12 protein-coding genes are annotated in these 15,113 nt (G+C 64.6%); 3 read left to right on the plus strand and 9 right to left on the minus strand.

Features of this window, described 5'->3' with window-relative positions; genetic code table 11:
• Window positions 1-111 precede the first annotated feature (111 nt).
• From ACXAJT_RS19080 to ACXAJT_RS19110, 7 genes are all read right to left on the minus strand, one after another.
• Window positions 112-1,503, minus strand: coding sequence for an FGGY-family carbohydrate kinase (locus ACXAJT_RS19080; protein WP_475237634.1), 1,392 nt, complete (start codon window positions 1,501-1,503; stop codon window positions 112-114).
• Window positions 1,500-1,814: an L-rhamnose mutarotase gene (rhaM, locus tag ACXAJT_RS19085; protein WP_475237635.1), complete on the minus strand. Its 315-nt coding sequence runs from the start codon at window positions 1,812-1,814 to the stop codon at window positions 1,500-1,502. The genes ACXAJT_RS19080 and rhaM overlap by 4 nt, the downstream gene beginning before the upstream one ends.
• Entirely contained in the window at window positions 1,814-2,827 is a 1,014-nt protein-coding gene (locus ACXAJT_RS19090) for an ABC transporter permease (RefSeq protein WP_475237636.1), read from the minus strand. The genes rhaM and ACXAJT_RS19090 overlap by 1 nt, the downstream gene beginning before the upstream one ends.
• Entirely contained in the window at window positions 2,824-3,804 is a 981-nt protein-coding gene (locus tag ACXAJT_RS19095; RefSeq protein ID WP_475237637.1) for an ABC transporter permease, read from the minus strand. The genes ACXAJT_RS19090 and ACXAJT_RS19095 overlap by 4 nt, the downstream gene beginning before the upstream one ends.
• Before the next feature lie 112 nt (window positions 3,805-3,916).
• Window positions 3,917-5,488 (minus strand): sugar ABC transporter ATP-binding protein, encoded by a 1,572-nt coding sequence (locus tag ACXAJT_RS19100; RefSeq protein WP_475237638.1) that lies wholly within the window; start codon window positions 5,486-5,488, stop codon window positions 3,917-3,919.
• A gap of 71 nt (window positions 5,489-5,559) precedes the next feature.
• A complete protein-coding gene (gene rhaS / locus ACXAJT_RS19105; protein ID WP_475237639.1) occupies window positions 5,560-6,558 on the minus strand; it encodes a rhamnose ABC transporter substrate-binding protein in 999 nt (332 codons plus the stop codon).
• A gap of 45 nt (window positions 6,559-6,603) precedes the next feature.
• Window positions 6,604-7,404 (minus strand): DeoR/GlpR family DNA-binding transcription regulator, encoded by an 801-nt coding sequence (locus ACXAJT_RS19110; RefSeq protein ID WP_475237640.1) that lies wholly within the window; start codon window positions 7,402-7,404, stop codon window positions 6,604-6,606.
• A gap of 186 nt (window positions 7,405-7,590) precedes the next feature.
• Between ACXAJT_RS19110 and ACXAJT_RS19115 the strand changes: the two genes are divergently transcribed.
• Together ACXAJT_RS19115 and rhaI are read left to right on the plus strand one after the other, a co-directional pair.
• Entirely contained in the window at window positions 7,591-9,690 is a 2,100-nt protein-coding gene (locus ACXAJT_RS19115; RefSeq protein ID WP_475237641.1) for a bifunctional rhamnulose-1-phosphate aldolase/short-chain dehydrogenase, read from the plus strand.
• 96 nt (window positions 9,691-9,786) lie between these two features.
• A complete protein-coding gene (gene rhaI, locus ACXAJT_RS19120) occupies window positions 9,787-11,061 on the plus strand; it encodes an L-rhamnose catabolism isomerase (RefSeq protein WP_475237642.1) in 1,275 nt (424 codons plus the stop codon).
• A gap of 545 nt (window positions 11,062-11,606) precedes the next feature.
• On the opposite strand, the gene ACXAJT_RS19125 is transcribed toward rhaI, so the two are convergent.
• Both ACXAJT_RS19125 and ACXAJT_RS19130 read right to left on the minus strand, forming a co-directional pair.
• Window positions 11,607-12,659, minus strand: a complete 1,053-nt coding sequence (locus ACXAJT_RS19125) for a ParB/RepB/Spo0J family partition protein (protein WP_475237643.1) — start codon at window positions 12,657-12,659, stop codon at window positions 11,607-11,609.
• A complete protein-coding gene (locus tag ACXAJT_RS19130; RefSeq protein ID WP_475237644.1) occupies window positions 12,656-13,966 on the minus strand; it encodes an AAA family ATPase in 1,311 nt (436 codons plus the stop codon). Before ACXAJT_RS19130 ends, ACXAJT_RS19125 begins: the two co-directional genes overlap by 4 nt.
• Window positions 13,967-14,340: 374 nt before the next feature.
• Here ACXAJT_RS19130 and ACXAJT_RS19135 point away from each other — a divergent pair, with 374 nt between their 5' ends.
• The gene (locus ACXAJT_RS19135) at window positions 14,341-15,039 is read left to right on the plus strand and encodes a DnaA N-terminal domain-containing protein (RefSeq protein WP_475237645.1); all 699 of its coding nucleotides are present in this window, start codon (window positions 14,341-14,343) and stop codon (window positions 15,037-15,039) included.
• Window positions 15,040-15,113 lie beyond the last annotated feature (74 nt).

The following is a 15,113-nucleotide window of genomic DNA, read 5'->3' on the forward strand; positions in this document are numbered from 1 at the left end:
CGCATGGCTTGGCCCATCGTCTGCGACGACGGGCTTGCTGGCGCGCACCCTAGCGGTTTGCGCAGTGGGCGAAAGGGCAGCCGGGCGGAATCCGCCGACCGAAAGAGCGGGTCAGCCCGCGCGCATTTTGTGCCGCTGCGTCAGTTCGGCGCGCCAGCGCGCCGCATAGGCGCGCAGCGCGTCCGCGTTCTGCGGCGCGCGGCGCGGACGCGGGGCGGCAACAACTCCCCCCTCCGACGCCAGAAGCGCTGCGCCGATGCTGGTGCCCGTGGCCGAGGCCGAGCAGGCGATCTCGCGCCCGGTTGCTGCTGCGAGCATATCGAGCAACAGATCGTTGCGGGCAAACGGCCCTTCGACGAGGACCGGCCCCTCTGCCCCGATCAGCGACAGGCATTCGGCGGTCATCAGCCCGAGGTAAAAGGCCAGTGCCACCGTCTTCTCGCCGGATGTCAGCGCCGCGCTCCAACCGCCGCGCCGCCCCGGGAACGGCCCGGAGGAGGGTTCGACTGAGGGCAGGAGCATCGCCTGCCGGTCCAGCACATTGGTGATGTCGTGCGCGGTGTTGGGGCCGATCTCGGGTTTGAGCAGCTCGTATTCGCGTCCGCCCATGAAACGGGCCGAGGGGGTCGGCCCGCCCATCGCGTTGACGTTGATCAGCAGATCGCGCGCCGGATCAAGCGTGACCTGCGCGCCGCCCACCGCCATGGAAATCACCCATGTGCCGGTGGACACGACCGAGAACGGCTGCGGCATCGCCTTGAGGTGCGGCAGCAGCGAAGCGTTGGAATCGTGGATGCCCGAGAGCACGGGCGTGCCCGGCGCAATCCCGGTCCGCTCGGCGATCTGAGGCCGCAAGGTGCCCGCCACATCGCCCGCATGCACCAGCGGCGCCATCTTGCCCTCAAGCCCCAGAGCGGCGACGAGCGGCGAGAAACGTCCCTCCCGCGGGCGCCACAGGTCGGTGTGGCAGCCAAGCGAGGTGTACTCGCAGCCATATGATCCGGTCAGGCGGCCAGACCAGTACTGCGGGTAGGTCACCACCTGCGCCAGCCGGTCCCGCAGCCCCTCTTGAGTTTCCAGCAGCCAGTGTAATTGCGCCCCGGCGTTGAGGCCCATCGTCAGGCGCGGCGAGCCGGTCAGGGCAAACTCGGGACGGATCGCGTCGTATTGCGTGGCAAGCTGGTCGGGGCCGTCGTGCTCGTAGTCCAGCACCGAGCAGGCCAGCCCCCCCGCCGCATCGAGCAACGCGAGCGAGGCGCCATGGGTGGTGATGCTGATCGCATCTATCCCATGCTCTGCCTGCAGGTCGCGCAGCCCCTCGATCAGGAAGGCCCACAAAGCGTCGACATCATAATGCGGGTACGGCGGGCGGCTCAGCACAGGGTTGGGCCGGGTGCGCACGCCGATCTCGCACAGGCTTTCCATGTCCACCACCGCGAGCTTGGCGTTGGTCTTGCCGATGTCCCAGACGGCGACATGACGGGGGGCATCGGGGGCGCTCATGGCAGGTGAAACATCGGCTGCAGCGGCACGGCGACCGGTTCGTTGTCTGGCTGGGTCTGCATGATGTCGGCCATATGCGCCCACCAGCGCTGCATGACCTCGGTCTGCGGCAGCGCCTCCATGCGATGATCCGCGCGCCGCCAGAGCACCCCGAAGAGATGGTTCGTCTCGGGATCGAGATGGATCGAGTAGTCCTCCACTCCGGCGTCCTTGAGCAGCGCGACCAGTTCGGGCCAGATGGCGTCGTGGCGACGCTTGTACTCTTCGGCGCAGCCGGGGTTCAGCACCATGCGGAAAGCGTACTTTTCCATCACCGCCTCCACATCGCCCAGAGGCGCGGCAGGGCGATCACGCCGATCAGCAGCGCACCGATGAAGATCGACATGACGATGCCCGGCACGTTCAGCAGCCCGAGGCCAAAGGTCACCAGCCCCATCACGAAGGCGGCGATCACCACGCCGGGGATCGACCCCGAACCGCCAAGGATCGACACCCCGCCCAGCACCACCATGGTCACCACCTCCAGTTCCCAGCCGAAGGCGATAGACGGACGTGTCGAGCCGAGCCGCGAGGTCAGGCAGACCGCCGCGACGCCCGACATAAGCCCGGTGAGCAGGAAGAGGATGAACTTCACCCGCGCCACGCGGATGCCCGAGAAGCTGGCGGCGGTGGCATTGTTGCCGATGGCATAGACCATGCGGCCAAAGTTGGTGCGATGCAGCAGCAGGTAGTAGAGCACCGCCAGCAGCGCGAAGAGCACGAACTCGAAGGAGATCACCCAAAAGACGTAACCCTGCCCGAAGTAGGCGAAGTCTGCCGGATAGCCGCGATAGGCACCATCACCGAGCACGATGTAGGAAATGCCGCGGAAGAGGCTCATCGTGCCGATGGTCACCACGATCGACGGCAGGCCCATCTTGGTGACCAGCACCGCATTGAAGGCGCCGCAGGCGAGGCCGGTGGCGAGACCGATCAGCACGATCTCTGGCGTGCCTGCGCCATATTGCACCGCGGCGCCCATGGCAGTGGAGCACAGCGCGATGATCGAGGCAACCGAGAGGTCGATCTCGCCGCTGATGATCAGCAGCGCCATGGCGAAAGCGATCATCGCCTTTTCGGTGAAGTTGAAGGTCGCGTCGCTGAGGTTCCAAGCGTTGAGGAAATACGGCGAGGCGAAGCTGTTGGCGACGAAGATCGCCACGGCGACGGCGAAAAGCAGCAGCTCCCAGCTTTTCAGCAAGCGCGCGCCGGGGCCTTGCAGACGGTCGGGGATGCGGCGCGGGGCGGCGGTGTTTCGCTGCGAATTGATAGCGCTATCGGTCATGCGTGGCCCTCCGCACGTTTGAGGATGATGCGGCCCTTGTTGCGGCCCGAGCGGGCGTTGAAGGCCACCGCGACGATAATCGCCGTGCCCGAGATGGCGAGTTGCCAGAACGGTGAGATGTCGACCACCGGCAGCGCGTTCTTGACAATGCCGAGGAAAAGCGCGCCCAGAAGCGTGCCGAGGATGGTCCCTGCCCCGCCGGCGATCGAGATGCCGCCGATGACGCAGGCCGCCACGACCTCGAGCTCGAAGCCCCCGGCGATGTCGACATAGGCCACCGAATAGCGCGCGACCCAGAGATACCCCGTCAGCCCGGCCAGCATGCCGGAGATGGTGAAAGCCATGAACTGCGTGCGTCCGACGTCGATGCCGGTATAGACCGCCGCATGCGGGTTCCCGCCCACCGCATAGAAGGCGCGGCCCAGCGGGGTGCGGGCGATGCCGAGGAAGAACAGCCCGGTGACAAGGATGGCGATCCACGCCAGCACCGGCAGCCCGAGGATGTCGGCGCGCGGAAAGCCGGTGAAGGCGGCGCTCATCTCGTGGGCGTTCACCCAAGTGCCGCCGGAGATCACGAAGATGAAGCCGCGGTAGATGGTCATCGTGCCCAGCGTCACCACGATGGGCGGGATATTCAGCTTCCACACGAGGATGCCGTTGAACATGCCCATCACCGCGCCCATCGCCAGCGCAAGGATCAGGATCACCACCACCGGCACGCCGGGATAGGCGGCATTGAGCATGGCACAGACCATCCCGGTCAGCGCGAGGTTGGCGGCCACCGACAGATCGATGCAGCGGGTGAGGATCACCACCGTCTGCCCCAGTGCCAGCAGGATCAGCGGCGAGGTGTCGGTGAAGACGCGGGCGAGGTTGCCGGGCTCCACGAAGGCCGGAAAGCGGCTGGCGATCAGCGCCAGAAGCGCAATGATCGCCGCCGACAGGATCGCCTCGCGGGATTTCAGGAACTGGGTCATAGGGCGGCTCCTGCTGGTGAGGGGGGCTGGGGGGCGCTGCCCCCTCTTCGCTGCGCGAATTCACCCCCGGCGTATTTGGAAAGAGAAGAAGTGGCTTGGGTTGGCGTTTGGGTCATGGCTGCGCCCCGATGCCGGCGGCGTGGCGCACGAGGTTTTCCGGGGTGAGCGCGTCGCCCTCAAGCTCGGTGGCGATAAGCCCCTCGCGCATGACGATGACGCGGTCGGACATGCCCAGAACCTCGGGGATCTCGGAGCTGACCATGATCACCGACAGGCCCTGAGCGGCGAGCTCGGCCATGAACCCGTGCACGGCGGCCTTGGAGCCGATGTCGATGCCCTTGGTGGGCTCGTCGAGGATGATCACCTTGGGCTGGGTCGCCAGCCACTTGGCGATGACCACCTTTTGTTGGTTGCCCCCCGAAAGGTTGCCGACGTCCTGATCCAGCGCCGCGGCGCGCAGATCGAGCCGCTGCGTGTACTCACGCGCGAGGGCGAATTCTTCGGACAGGCGCAGGAAGCCGCGCCGCGAGGTCTGCGCCAGAGAGGGCAGCGTGACGTTCTGGAAGATCGGCAGGCCGATCACCGCCCCCTGCTTGCCGCGGTCCTCGGGGACGTAGACGATGCCATTGTCGACCGCCTCGGCGGGCGAGCGGATCACCCGCACCTGCCCGTCGATCCGCACCGCGCCCTTGGAGGGTTTGGTCACGCCAAAGAGCGCCTGCATGACCTCGGACCGCCCTGCCCCGACAAGCCCGTAAAAGCCGAGGATCTCGCCGCGGCGCAGGGTGAAGTTGATGTCGTCGAACTCGGTGGGATGGGCGTAGCCGACGACCTTCAGAACCTCGTCGCCAACAGTGTGGTCGCGCTGCGGGAAGATCTGGTCAACCGAGCGGCCCACCATCAGCCGCACCAGTTCGGCCTCGTCGACGTCGGCGATCAGGCCCGACCCCACGTGCTGCCCGTCGCGGAAAACGGTGTAGCGGTCGGCGATGCGGAAGATCTCGTCAAATTTGTGCGAGATGAAGAGGATGGCGCGCCCCTCGGCGCGCAGCCGTTCGACCAGCTCGTAGAGCTCTTCGATCTCCTTGTGCGACAGCGCGGCGGTGGGCTCGTCCATAACCACCACGCGGGCGTCGACCGACAGCGCGCGGGCGATGGCCACGAGGTGCTTGGAAGCGATGCCAAGCTCGCGCAGCGGCATGTCGGGATCGAGGTCGGCGTCGATGCGCGACAGGATCTCGCGCGCGGCCTTGCGCATCTTCGGCCAGTCGATCAGCCCGAAGCGGCCACGCGGCGCGTGACCGATGAAGATATTCTCGGCAACGCTGAGTTCGTCGAACAACACCGTCTCTTGGTGGATCGCAGTGATCCCGGCGGCGGTGGCGTCCTGTGCGGTGGCGAACTGCACCGGCGCACCGCCAAGGGTGATGGTGCCGCCATCGGGCTGATAGATGCCTGTGAGCGTTTTCACGATGGTCGATTTGCCCGCGCCATTCTCGCCGACCAGCGCGGTAACCTGACCGGGGTAGAGCTCGAGCGTGACGCCGTCGAGCGCCGTCACGCCGGGGAAGGTCTTGGTGATCCCCTCGAGCCGCAGCACAGGCGCGGAATCGACAGGCGCGGCATCGACCGTCGCGTCCGTGGATGAAACGGCGACGGGCGGGGTGGTGAGGCTGACTTGCATCGAGGCCCCCGAATTTGGATTTGGGTGGGACCCCGGCGCTGCTGCGCGCCGGGGCCGACATCAAGCGCGGATCAGAAGATGCTCTTGAACTCGTCGATGTTGCTGCTGTCGTAGACGAAGGGATCGGCCATGGCGCCCTCGTTGTTGTCGTCGAGGCTCAGCGTACCCATCCGGCCCATGGGGATCTCGGCGCCGGGTTCGGCCTCGGCCTCGCCGGTGGCCAGTTCGTAGGCGAGATAGGTCGCCGAGTAGCCGAGGTCGATCGGGTTCCAGATGGCGAAGCTCTTCGACGCGCCGCTCTCGATCGCGCCGGCCATCTCGGACGGCAGGCCAAGGCCGGTGACGTTCACTTCGCCGACCTTGCCGGCATCCTCGACCGCGCGGGCGGCGGCCACGATGCCCACCGAGGTCGGTGCAATGATCGCGTCGAGATCGGGATAGGTCTGCATCAGGCCCTGCGCCTCGCGGTAGGACTTGTCGGCCAGATCGTCGCCGTAGACCGTGGTGACCACCTCGATGCCCGGGTAGTCCCCCATCACCTTGTTCATCTCGTCGATCCAGATGTTCTGGTTGGTCGACGTGGTGGTGGCCGAGAGCACCGCGACCTCGCCTCCCTCGGGCAGGTTGTCGGCGGCGAGCTTGATGATCATGTTGCCGATCAGCGGGTTTGACGAGGGGTTGAGGTGCAACTGCCGGCCCTCGGGCGCGACGCCGCTGTCCCACGAGATCACCGTGATGCCGCGCTGCATCGCCTTCTTCAGCGCGGGCACCAGCGCGTCGGTGTCATTGGCCGACACGGCGATGGCGTCGACGTTCTGCGCGATCAGCGAGTTGATCACCTCGATCTGGCCCTCGGCCGTGGTGTCGGTGGGGCCGGTGTAGATCACCTCGACATTGCCCAGTTCGCTGGCGGCCTCCTCGGCGCCCTTGGCGGCGGCCTCGAAAAACCCGATGCCAAGCGCCTTGACCACCAGCGCGATGCGGACGTTGTCCTGCGCCTGCGCGGCACCGCCGGCCAGCATCATCGCCGCGAGCGCGGTTCCTCCGAAAAGTCGTCTCGTAATGCCCATTGTCTCCTCCCTAAGTTATGAGCCGTTCGTTATGTGCCGCTGCGGTCAGCCCGCCCCGGCGTCTCTGACCCGACCGGTCTGCGCCACGATCAGCCGTATCTCGGCTGCCTCCAGCATCGAGGCGGTGCGGTCGGTAATCCCTTCATCGGTGATCACGGTGTCGATGCGCTCGAGCGGGCAGAGCACGAGGCTCGAGCGGTTGTCGAATTTCGAGCTGTCGACCAACACCACCAGTTCGTCGGCCTGGTCGATGAGTTTCTCTTCGGCCTGAATCAGCAGCGGGTCGGCTTCCATCAGACCGATGGGCCCCAGCGCGTGCGCGCCCATGAACATGCGCTTGGCATAATAATGGCGCGTCATGTCGCTGGCGAAGGGTGACAGGATGATGTTCTGCTCGCGGTAGAGCGCGCCGCCGGGCAGCATCACCGTGTTCTTGGAATTCTTCAGAAGATGCTCGGCGATCGGGAAGCTGTTGGTCAGCACCTGCAGCCGGCGGTTGGCCAGCGGGTGCACCATCTGGAACGTGGTTGTCCCGCCGTTGATGATGATCGCCTCGCCGTCATCGCAGAGCGCCACGGCCTCGCGGGCGATGGCCTGCTTCTGATCGCTGTTGATCGCCTGGTTCACCGCGAAGGTGCGCCCGGCCAGCCCCGGCAGCGGCGGCGGGGTCAACGCCTCGGCCCCGCCGCGGACCCGGCGCAGCCGCTTAGCGGCGTGCAGCGTGGCGATGTCGCGGCGGATCGTCGCCTCGGAGGTGCCCGTAAGAGAGACGAGTTCCGACACCGTCACGATCGGCCGCTCTTGCACGGCAGACAGTATGATCCTGTGGCGTTCGGTTTCGTGCATCTGGTCCTCCCGTTCCGCTCAGATTGGACGAATCCTATCCCAAGTCAATCATGATTTTTCTTTTTCGATCATCCTGCAGCGCAGCATGATCGTTTTTGATTGTTTCTGGTTGACAGACTGGGCCCGTCACAGCAGCTTTCAAGGCGAGGAGGCGGTCATTCCGGACCGCGACATTGGGAGGATACCATGCTGACACGGGCCAAGGACCGCCTGCAAAATCTGTGGGATAGCGACAAGGCGGCGGCGATGAGCGAGCCGGAGAAGCTGCTTTATCGCTCGAACCTACTGGGGTCGGACAAGAGAATCACCAACTATGGCGGCGGCAATACCTCGGCCAAGGTGATGGCGCGCGACCCGCTCACTGGGGACGAGGTTGAGGTGCTGTGGGTCAAGGGCTCGGGCGGTGATGTCGGTTCGATGAAGCTCGACGGGTTTTCGACCCTCTACATGGACAAGCTGCGCGCGCTGAAGGGCATCTACCGCGGGCCCGAGCACGAGGACGAGATGGTCGGCTACCTGCCCCATTGCACCTTTGATCTGAACCCGCGCGCCGCCTCCATCGACACGCCCCTCCACGCCTATGTCCCGCGCGCGCATGTGGACCACATGCACGCCGACGCGATCATCGCCATCGCCGCCTCGAAGGACTCAAAGGCTCTGACGCGGGAGATCTTTGGCGACCGCATCGGCTGGCTGCCGTGGAAGCGGCCTGGCTACGAGCTGGGGCTGTGGCTCGAAAAGTTCTGCCTTGAGAACCCCGAGGCCGACGGCGTCGTGCTGGAAAGCCACGGGCTGTTCACTTGGGGCGATACCGCCGAGAGTTGCTATGCCACGACCATCGAGATCATCAACGAGGCCATCGGCTGGCTGGAGGAGAAGACCGAGGGCACCTCGGCCTTCGGCGGCGCGAAGCTGAAGAGCCTCGCGCCCGAGGCGCGGCGCGAGGTGGCCGCGGCGCTGATGCCCGCGATCCGCGGCATGGTGTCGGGCAACCAACACATGATCGGGCACTTCGACGATCAGGACGCGGTGCTGGAGTTCGTCAACGCGCACGCTCTAGACACGCTCGCACCGATGGGCACCTCCTGCCCGGACCACTTCCTGCGCACCAAGATTGCGCCGCTTGTTATCGCATTCGACCCTGAAAACCCCGATTTAGACTCGGTTCTTGAAAACCTTCCGGCGCAGATCGAAGCCTACCGAGAGAGCTATGTGGCGTATTACGAGCGCTGCAAACACACAGACTCCCCTGCCCTGCGCGACCCGAATGCGGTGGTGTATCTGGTCCCCGGCGTCGGCATGATCACCTTCGCCAAGGACAAGGCCACCGCCCGTATCTCGGGCGAGTTCTATGTCAACGCGATCAACGTGATGCGCGGTGCCTCGGCGGTCAGCGAATACCAGGGGCTGCCCGAGCAGGAAGCCTTCGATATCGAGTACTGGCTGCTGGAAGAGGCCAAGCTGCAGCGCATGCCCAAGCCGAAGTCTCTGGCAGGCCGCGTGGCGCTGGTCACCGGCGGCGGCGGCGGCATCGGCGCGGCCACCGCCGAGCGCCTGCTGCGCGAGGGGGCCTGCGTGGTGCTGGCGGACATCGACCAGAGCGCTGCAGAGACGGTACAGGAGCAGCTAAGCAGGCTCTATTCCGGCGATGTTGTGCGCTCTGTCGCGATGGATGTGACACGCGAAGATGCGGTCGAAAGAGCCTATGCAGAGACTTCGGTAGAGTTCGGCGGCGTAGACATTCTGGTGTCGAACGCGGGCATCGCCTCCTCCGCCCCGGTGGAAGAGACCTCTCTGGCGCTTTGGTCGCGCAACATGGACATCCTGTCGACCGGGTATTTCCTTGCCTCGCGCGAAGCCTTCCGGCTGCTGCGCAAGCAGGGTCTGGGCGGCGCGCTGGTCTTCATCGGCTCGAAGAACGGGCTCGCCGCCTCGCCCAATGCCTCGGCCTATTGTACCGCCAAGGCCTCGGAACTGCATCTCGCCCGCTGCCTTGCCCTGGAAGGTGCCGAGCACGGCATCCGGGTCAACGTGGTGAACCCCGACGCGGTGCTGCGCGGCTCGCGCATCTGGGAGGGCGAATGGCTTGACCAGCGCGCCTCGACCTACGGCACTGACAAGGCAGGGCTGGAGGAGATGTACCGCAATCGCTCGATGCTGAAGCGCTCGGTGCTGCCAGAGGATATCGCCGAGGCGGCCTATTTTCTGGCCTCCGACCTGTCGGCGAAATCCACCGGCAACATCCTCAACGTCGATGCGGGCAACAAGGAAGCCTTCACCCGCTGAGGCTCTGAATCGTCCCTGATACGAGGCAAACACGGCGGCGGGTCCTTCGGTCCGCCCGCCGAACGCCGCCCGCTGCGGCGGCATGGGAGGGAACTCATGATCGACAGTGATCTTATCGCCGCGCAGAACGCGGACCGCGCCGAGGCGCTCAAGTTCGACTACGAAATGCTGGGGGCGCAACTCGCCCGGCGCGGGGTCGATATCGACACGGTAAAGCGTAAAGTAGGCTCTTATGGCGTTGCCGTGCCCAGCTGGGGCGTCGGCACTGGCGGCACCCGCTTTGCGCGCTTTCCGGGCGGTGGTGAGCCGCGCGACATCTTCGACAAGCTCGACGATTGCGGCGTCATCCACCAACTAACCGGGGCCACGCCGACCGTCTCGCTGCACATTCCGTGGGACAAGGCTGACCCGGCCGCGTTGCGCCAGAAGGCGGCGGAACTGGGGCTGGGGTTTGACGCGATGAACTCCAACACCTTTCAGGACCAGCCGGGACAGGCGCTGAGTTACAAGTTCGGCTCCTTGTCTCACACTGATCTTGCGGTGCGCGCGCAGGCCATCGAGCACAACCTCGAATGCATCGAAATCGGCTCGAAACTAGGGTCGAAGGCTCTGACGGTCTGGATTGGCGATGGCTCGAACTTCCCCGGCCAGACCGATCTGACCGCACAGTTCGAACGCTACCTCGGTGCGATGCAGGATATCTACAAGGGCCTGCCGGGCGATTGGCGTCTATTCACCGAGCACAAGATGTTCGAGCCGGCCTTCTATTCGACCGTGGTTCAAGACTGGGGAACCAACTATCTCATCGCGCGGGAACTCGGGGAAAAGGCGTTTTGCCTCGTCGATCTGGGGCACCACGCGCCAAACACGAACATTGAGATGATCGTCGCCCGGCTGATCCAGTTCGGCAAGCTTGGCGGCTTCCACTTCAACGACAGCAAGTATGGCGACGACGATCTCGACACTGGCAGCATCGACCCGTTCCGCCTGTTTCTGGTGTTCAACGAACTGGTCGCGGCAGAGGGCAAGGAGGGCTTTGCGCCGGCGCACATGCTCGACCAGTCGCACAATGTCACCGACCCGATCGAGAGCCTGATTTCCTCTGCCAACGAGGTCCGCAGGGCCTACGCGCAGGCGCTTCTGGTGGATCGCCCTGCCCTCTCTGGTTTTCAACAGGAGAACGACGCTCTGATGGCCGCCGGAACGCTCAAGGCCGCCTATCGCACCGACGTCGAACCGATCCTCGCCATGGCCCGCCTAGAAGCCGGCGCAGCGGTCGATCCGGTGGCCGCCTACCGGGCGTCTAGATACCGCGCGAAAGTCGCCGGCGAGCGGCCCGAGGTCAGCGGTGCGGGCGGCGGGATCGTCTAAAGGCACCGGATTTCCCGAACTTTTCGGGCGTTTCCTGCCCAACTCCCCTCCCGGCGGCAAATTCCGCCGGGTTTTTTGTTGTTTTACATACATTTAAGCGCTGGTAAGCGTGTTAAATCGCCGTCAAACAACTGATTCGCAGCGGTTTTTGGCCGAATCACCCCTATTTTCCGGATTTTGACGAGTCTCGGAACCGCACTCCGCTGAAGCCGCTGATCCGGCATTCCAGCCGCCAGACATGGACGGCGGCACCAGCAGGTTTGGTGTGAATTTGAACGCGGCGGCCACCCTGCCCTGCGACTCTGGGTAACCCGTGGGTTACTCGGTGCCGCCCCTCAGCGCGCCCCATGAAGGAAGCCTCGCCCTCTGGGCTAAGGATGGGTCACGCCGATCAGCCCGCTTAGGAGAGCGGTCATGCGCCGCGCCACGCCGCCATCAGCCCCACACCCACCCAAGCAAAAGGCCGGTAACCCACGGGTTACCGGCCTCACAGTGCCTTTGTTTTTCAGGCCGGGTTACCGTCACCCGCACCCGTAACCCGCGGGTTACTCATCGCGCAGAACAGCCTCGAACGCCTCCACCGCCCTTTGCAGACGCTTGCGATCCACGGACGAAAAATCGATCTCGGAAAGGATACGGCACTCGCCCTTGCGGGCCGTGACCTTCGACAGCCCCACATGGAATTCGTACTTCACGCTACGCTGGCGCGGCGCCTGTTCGGGCTTGCCCTCCGAACGCTCGGCGCTTTGCACGAACTTCTTCAGAACTTCGGCTTGCTCTTCAGCCGTGCTCACCTCACCAAGCGCCGTCTTCAGTGCACCAATCCGCCCCGGGTTGGCCTGCATCTTGCGCGCCACATCAACACCAAGGTTGCGCGAGATCGATTTCGGGTACGGCAGCGCCTCTTCGAGATGCTCAAGAAGATAGACAAAGCTGCGGATGTAAGAGCGCTTCATCTTATGCAGCGAGGCATAGATACGGCCCACCAGTTCTTCGGCGCCCATACCGTCGAGCCCGGCATCCTGCGCCGCGGTGATCGCGACCTGCGCCATCTCGGCAAAGCTGAGGTCCTCGCGGATCACGTTCTCTTCGACCATGTCGATATAGAGATCGATCCGCGTGCCGGCCTCTTCGGCAACCCGCGCCACAGCTTTGGCATAGCGCGCGTCACCGGTTTCCGTCAGCAGCTGCTGCAAAGCGGTCAGACGCCGCCAGCCCTTTTTCAGCTGGTAGCCGCTTTCAGTGCGGTAGACCTCAATGGGTTCTTTCTGCCCGCGCTCGCGGATTGACGCCTTGAGTTCTTCCATCTCGTCCGAGGCAGCCACGCCCGACAGGTCGAGACGATCGCGCGGCAGATCGTCGGTGCGAATATCCTCCAGCGGCACCGCCACCAGAACGCGACCTTCTTCTTGCGCCTGCCGAAACGCCTTGGCGTCTGTCGCGTTCTGGCGGCGCTGTTCGACGAGGTTCTCGGTGCTCTCGGTCATGCTGCTGGCAGCCTCGCGTACCGCGGTGCCCATCGGGCCCGGGTCGCGGCGGCGCGGTTTCACCTGTGCAGGCTCGATCGGGCCGAAACCGAACTTGTTCTTGCTGCTCATGCCTCAACCTCTTCCTTCGCGCCTTTCGCTTCCCACGCGCGCAACACAACTTCTTTGAACTCATCATAGGCAGCGTCGAAACTCTGCCGCGCCCGTTTCCATGTCTCGCGGGTCATCTGCCGGTAGTCCTGCTCGTAGACCGACTGCTGGAAGCGCCCCGACTGTTCTACCGCGCGGGTCATCTCGATGGCGTGCTTACAGACGTCGGCGCCAAAGACATTCCGGAAGGCGTCCATCATCGCCACGTGCAGCGGATTGGACTGCTCGAAGCGGGTCATCAGCAACCGCACATCCTCGAACCGCTTGGGCAGCCGGATGCCCGCATCCTCGGCCACCTTGGCAAACCCGTCCGAGATATCCTCGAGCGCATCACCGAGCTGGCCGAGGAAGCTGGTGGTGGAGTCATATTCCCAATAGCCGGGGCCCGAGGGGATATAGAGGATGTCGGCGGCGAAGGCGGCGTTGAGCGACTGGTAGCCGATGGCGGGCGGGCAGTCGAAGATGATGAGGTCGTATTGGTCCTCGGGCAGCTCATCGAGGTAGCGCGACACGCAGCCGAAAAAGCTCCACGCCTTGTGCATGGCCCGGTACTGTGCCGAGGCGAACTCGACGAAGGCGGCGTTGGCGCAGGAGGGGATGATGTCGATGGTCGGCCAGGCCGTCTTCTGGATGAAGTCCTGGATGCGTTGCGCGCCGATCGACTGCACATCCTCGGGCAATTCGTCGGCGGTGGGGTAGGGGCAGTCGGCCGGGTCATCGTAGGCCGCGGCGATGCGGTCCGCCTCGCGGCACAGGTCGCGACACATGATGCCCCAGACGGTGTTCCACTCCTTCACCTCAGTGAGGCCCATGGAGTGGGTCATCGTCGCCTGCGGGTCGAAATCGATCACCAGCACCCGATAGCCGTCGAGCGCCGCGGCATTGGCGAGGTGCTGGGCCACGACCGTCTTGCCGACGCCGCCCTTGAAGTTCGACACCGCGACGCGCATCGCGCGGCCGGCTGGGCGGTGGGGCAGCAGCGACTTGCCCCGGAAGCGCAGACGCCGGCGCAGCTCATTGATCTCTTGCAGCGTGAACCAGCGCTGGCGCCCGTCTTCTTCTACAGAGCCCTGCGGCAGCGACGGATCGTCGGCCAGCTTCTTGCGCAGCGTATCCGCGGGCACGTCGAACATGAAGTGGCTGATCTCCCAGATAGAGAAGGGCCGCAGGATTTTCTCTTCTGCCGGAGAGAAGGTCGCGCGGCGCACCGCAGCCTGCTGCGCGAGGCTGCGCTCGTTCATCGTTTGAAGGTCTGTGTGATCTCTCATGAGCCTGCTCGTGTTTTCTGTTACTGTGCTTTCAATAACGCGAATTGCGGAAAGGGCAAAACCCGGAGTCTGGATTTCACTTATTTTCGCGAAGATTTTCAGATTTACGGGATTTCTGCGGCAGGCTTGGCACAGTTTTCGTGACAGCAATCCCGGCTCAGGGCCGAATATGGTGACAACACCCCCTTGAAACGGTGTCAGTATGCGTGTCACCCATTACCAATATACCGATTTTTTCCAAATAAATTTGGATAAGGGTGCCCGTCCCGTATTTGACCACCCGTTGACAAACGACGGGAAAATCCAGCACTGTCGAAGCCAACGGGGAATCGGCCAATGAAGCCGGACCCACTCAGGCGGCAGAGCAGACGACGATGGACATCAAACGATTTACGGGACCTCAGGCAGGCTCCCAGAAATACGACCTGTTGACGGCAATCGCCGTCGCCGGGCTCAATGGATCCCCCGGATTCCAGACCTCGATGCTGCGCCTCGTGGCGTTGGTCACGGCCCGCTACAATTGGCGCAACGATGAGCTTACCGTCGGTCAGCGCGAAATGGCACGGCTGTGGTCGGTGGACGAGCGGACCGTCAAACGAGAGGTCAAACGCCTCACCAAAACCGAGATCCTGCTGCAGCTGCGGCCCGGTGTGCGGGGCAGGGTGGCCGCCTACCGGCTCAACTACGCCGAGGTGTATCGCCTGAGCGAGCCGCATTGGGACAAGGTCGGGCCGGATTTCTCTGCCCGCATGGAAGGCCAGCAGCCGCAAGAGGCGCCCCCTGCCGAAAAGGTGGTGCGCGTGGATTTCGCGGCACGCAGCGCCGCCGAGCCGGTGCCGCCCGCGGATGCGCCGTGGCCGCGCACGCTGGCCCGTCTCGCGCAAAGCGATCCGGGGCTTTATCGCAGTTGGTTCTCGGGGCTTGCGCTCGAAAGCTACGAGAATGGCCTGCTGATGCTCAAGGCGCCTTCGGCCTTTGCCGCCCAATACGTGCTGACGCATCACATGCGCCCGCTACAGGGCATGGCTCAACAGGAGTTTCCTGGCCTTCGCCGGATCGAGATCGGCGCCTGAGCCTTCGTCTAGACGCAAATATCCCGGGGGAGTCGCCGCGCAGGCGGCGACGGGGGCAGCGCCCCCAATCGCCC

The sequence above is a fragment of the Salipiger sp. ABF4_146 genome (assembly GCF_056161345.1).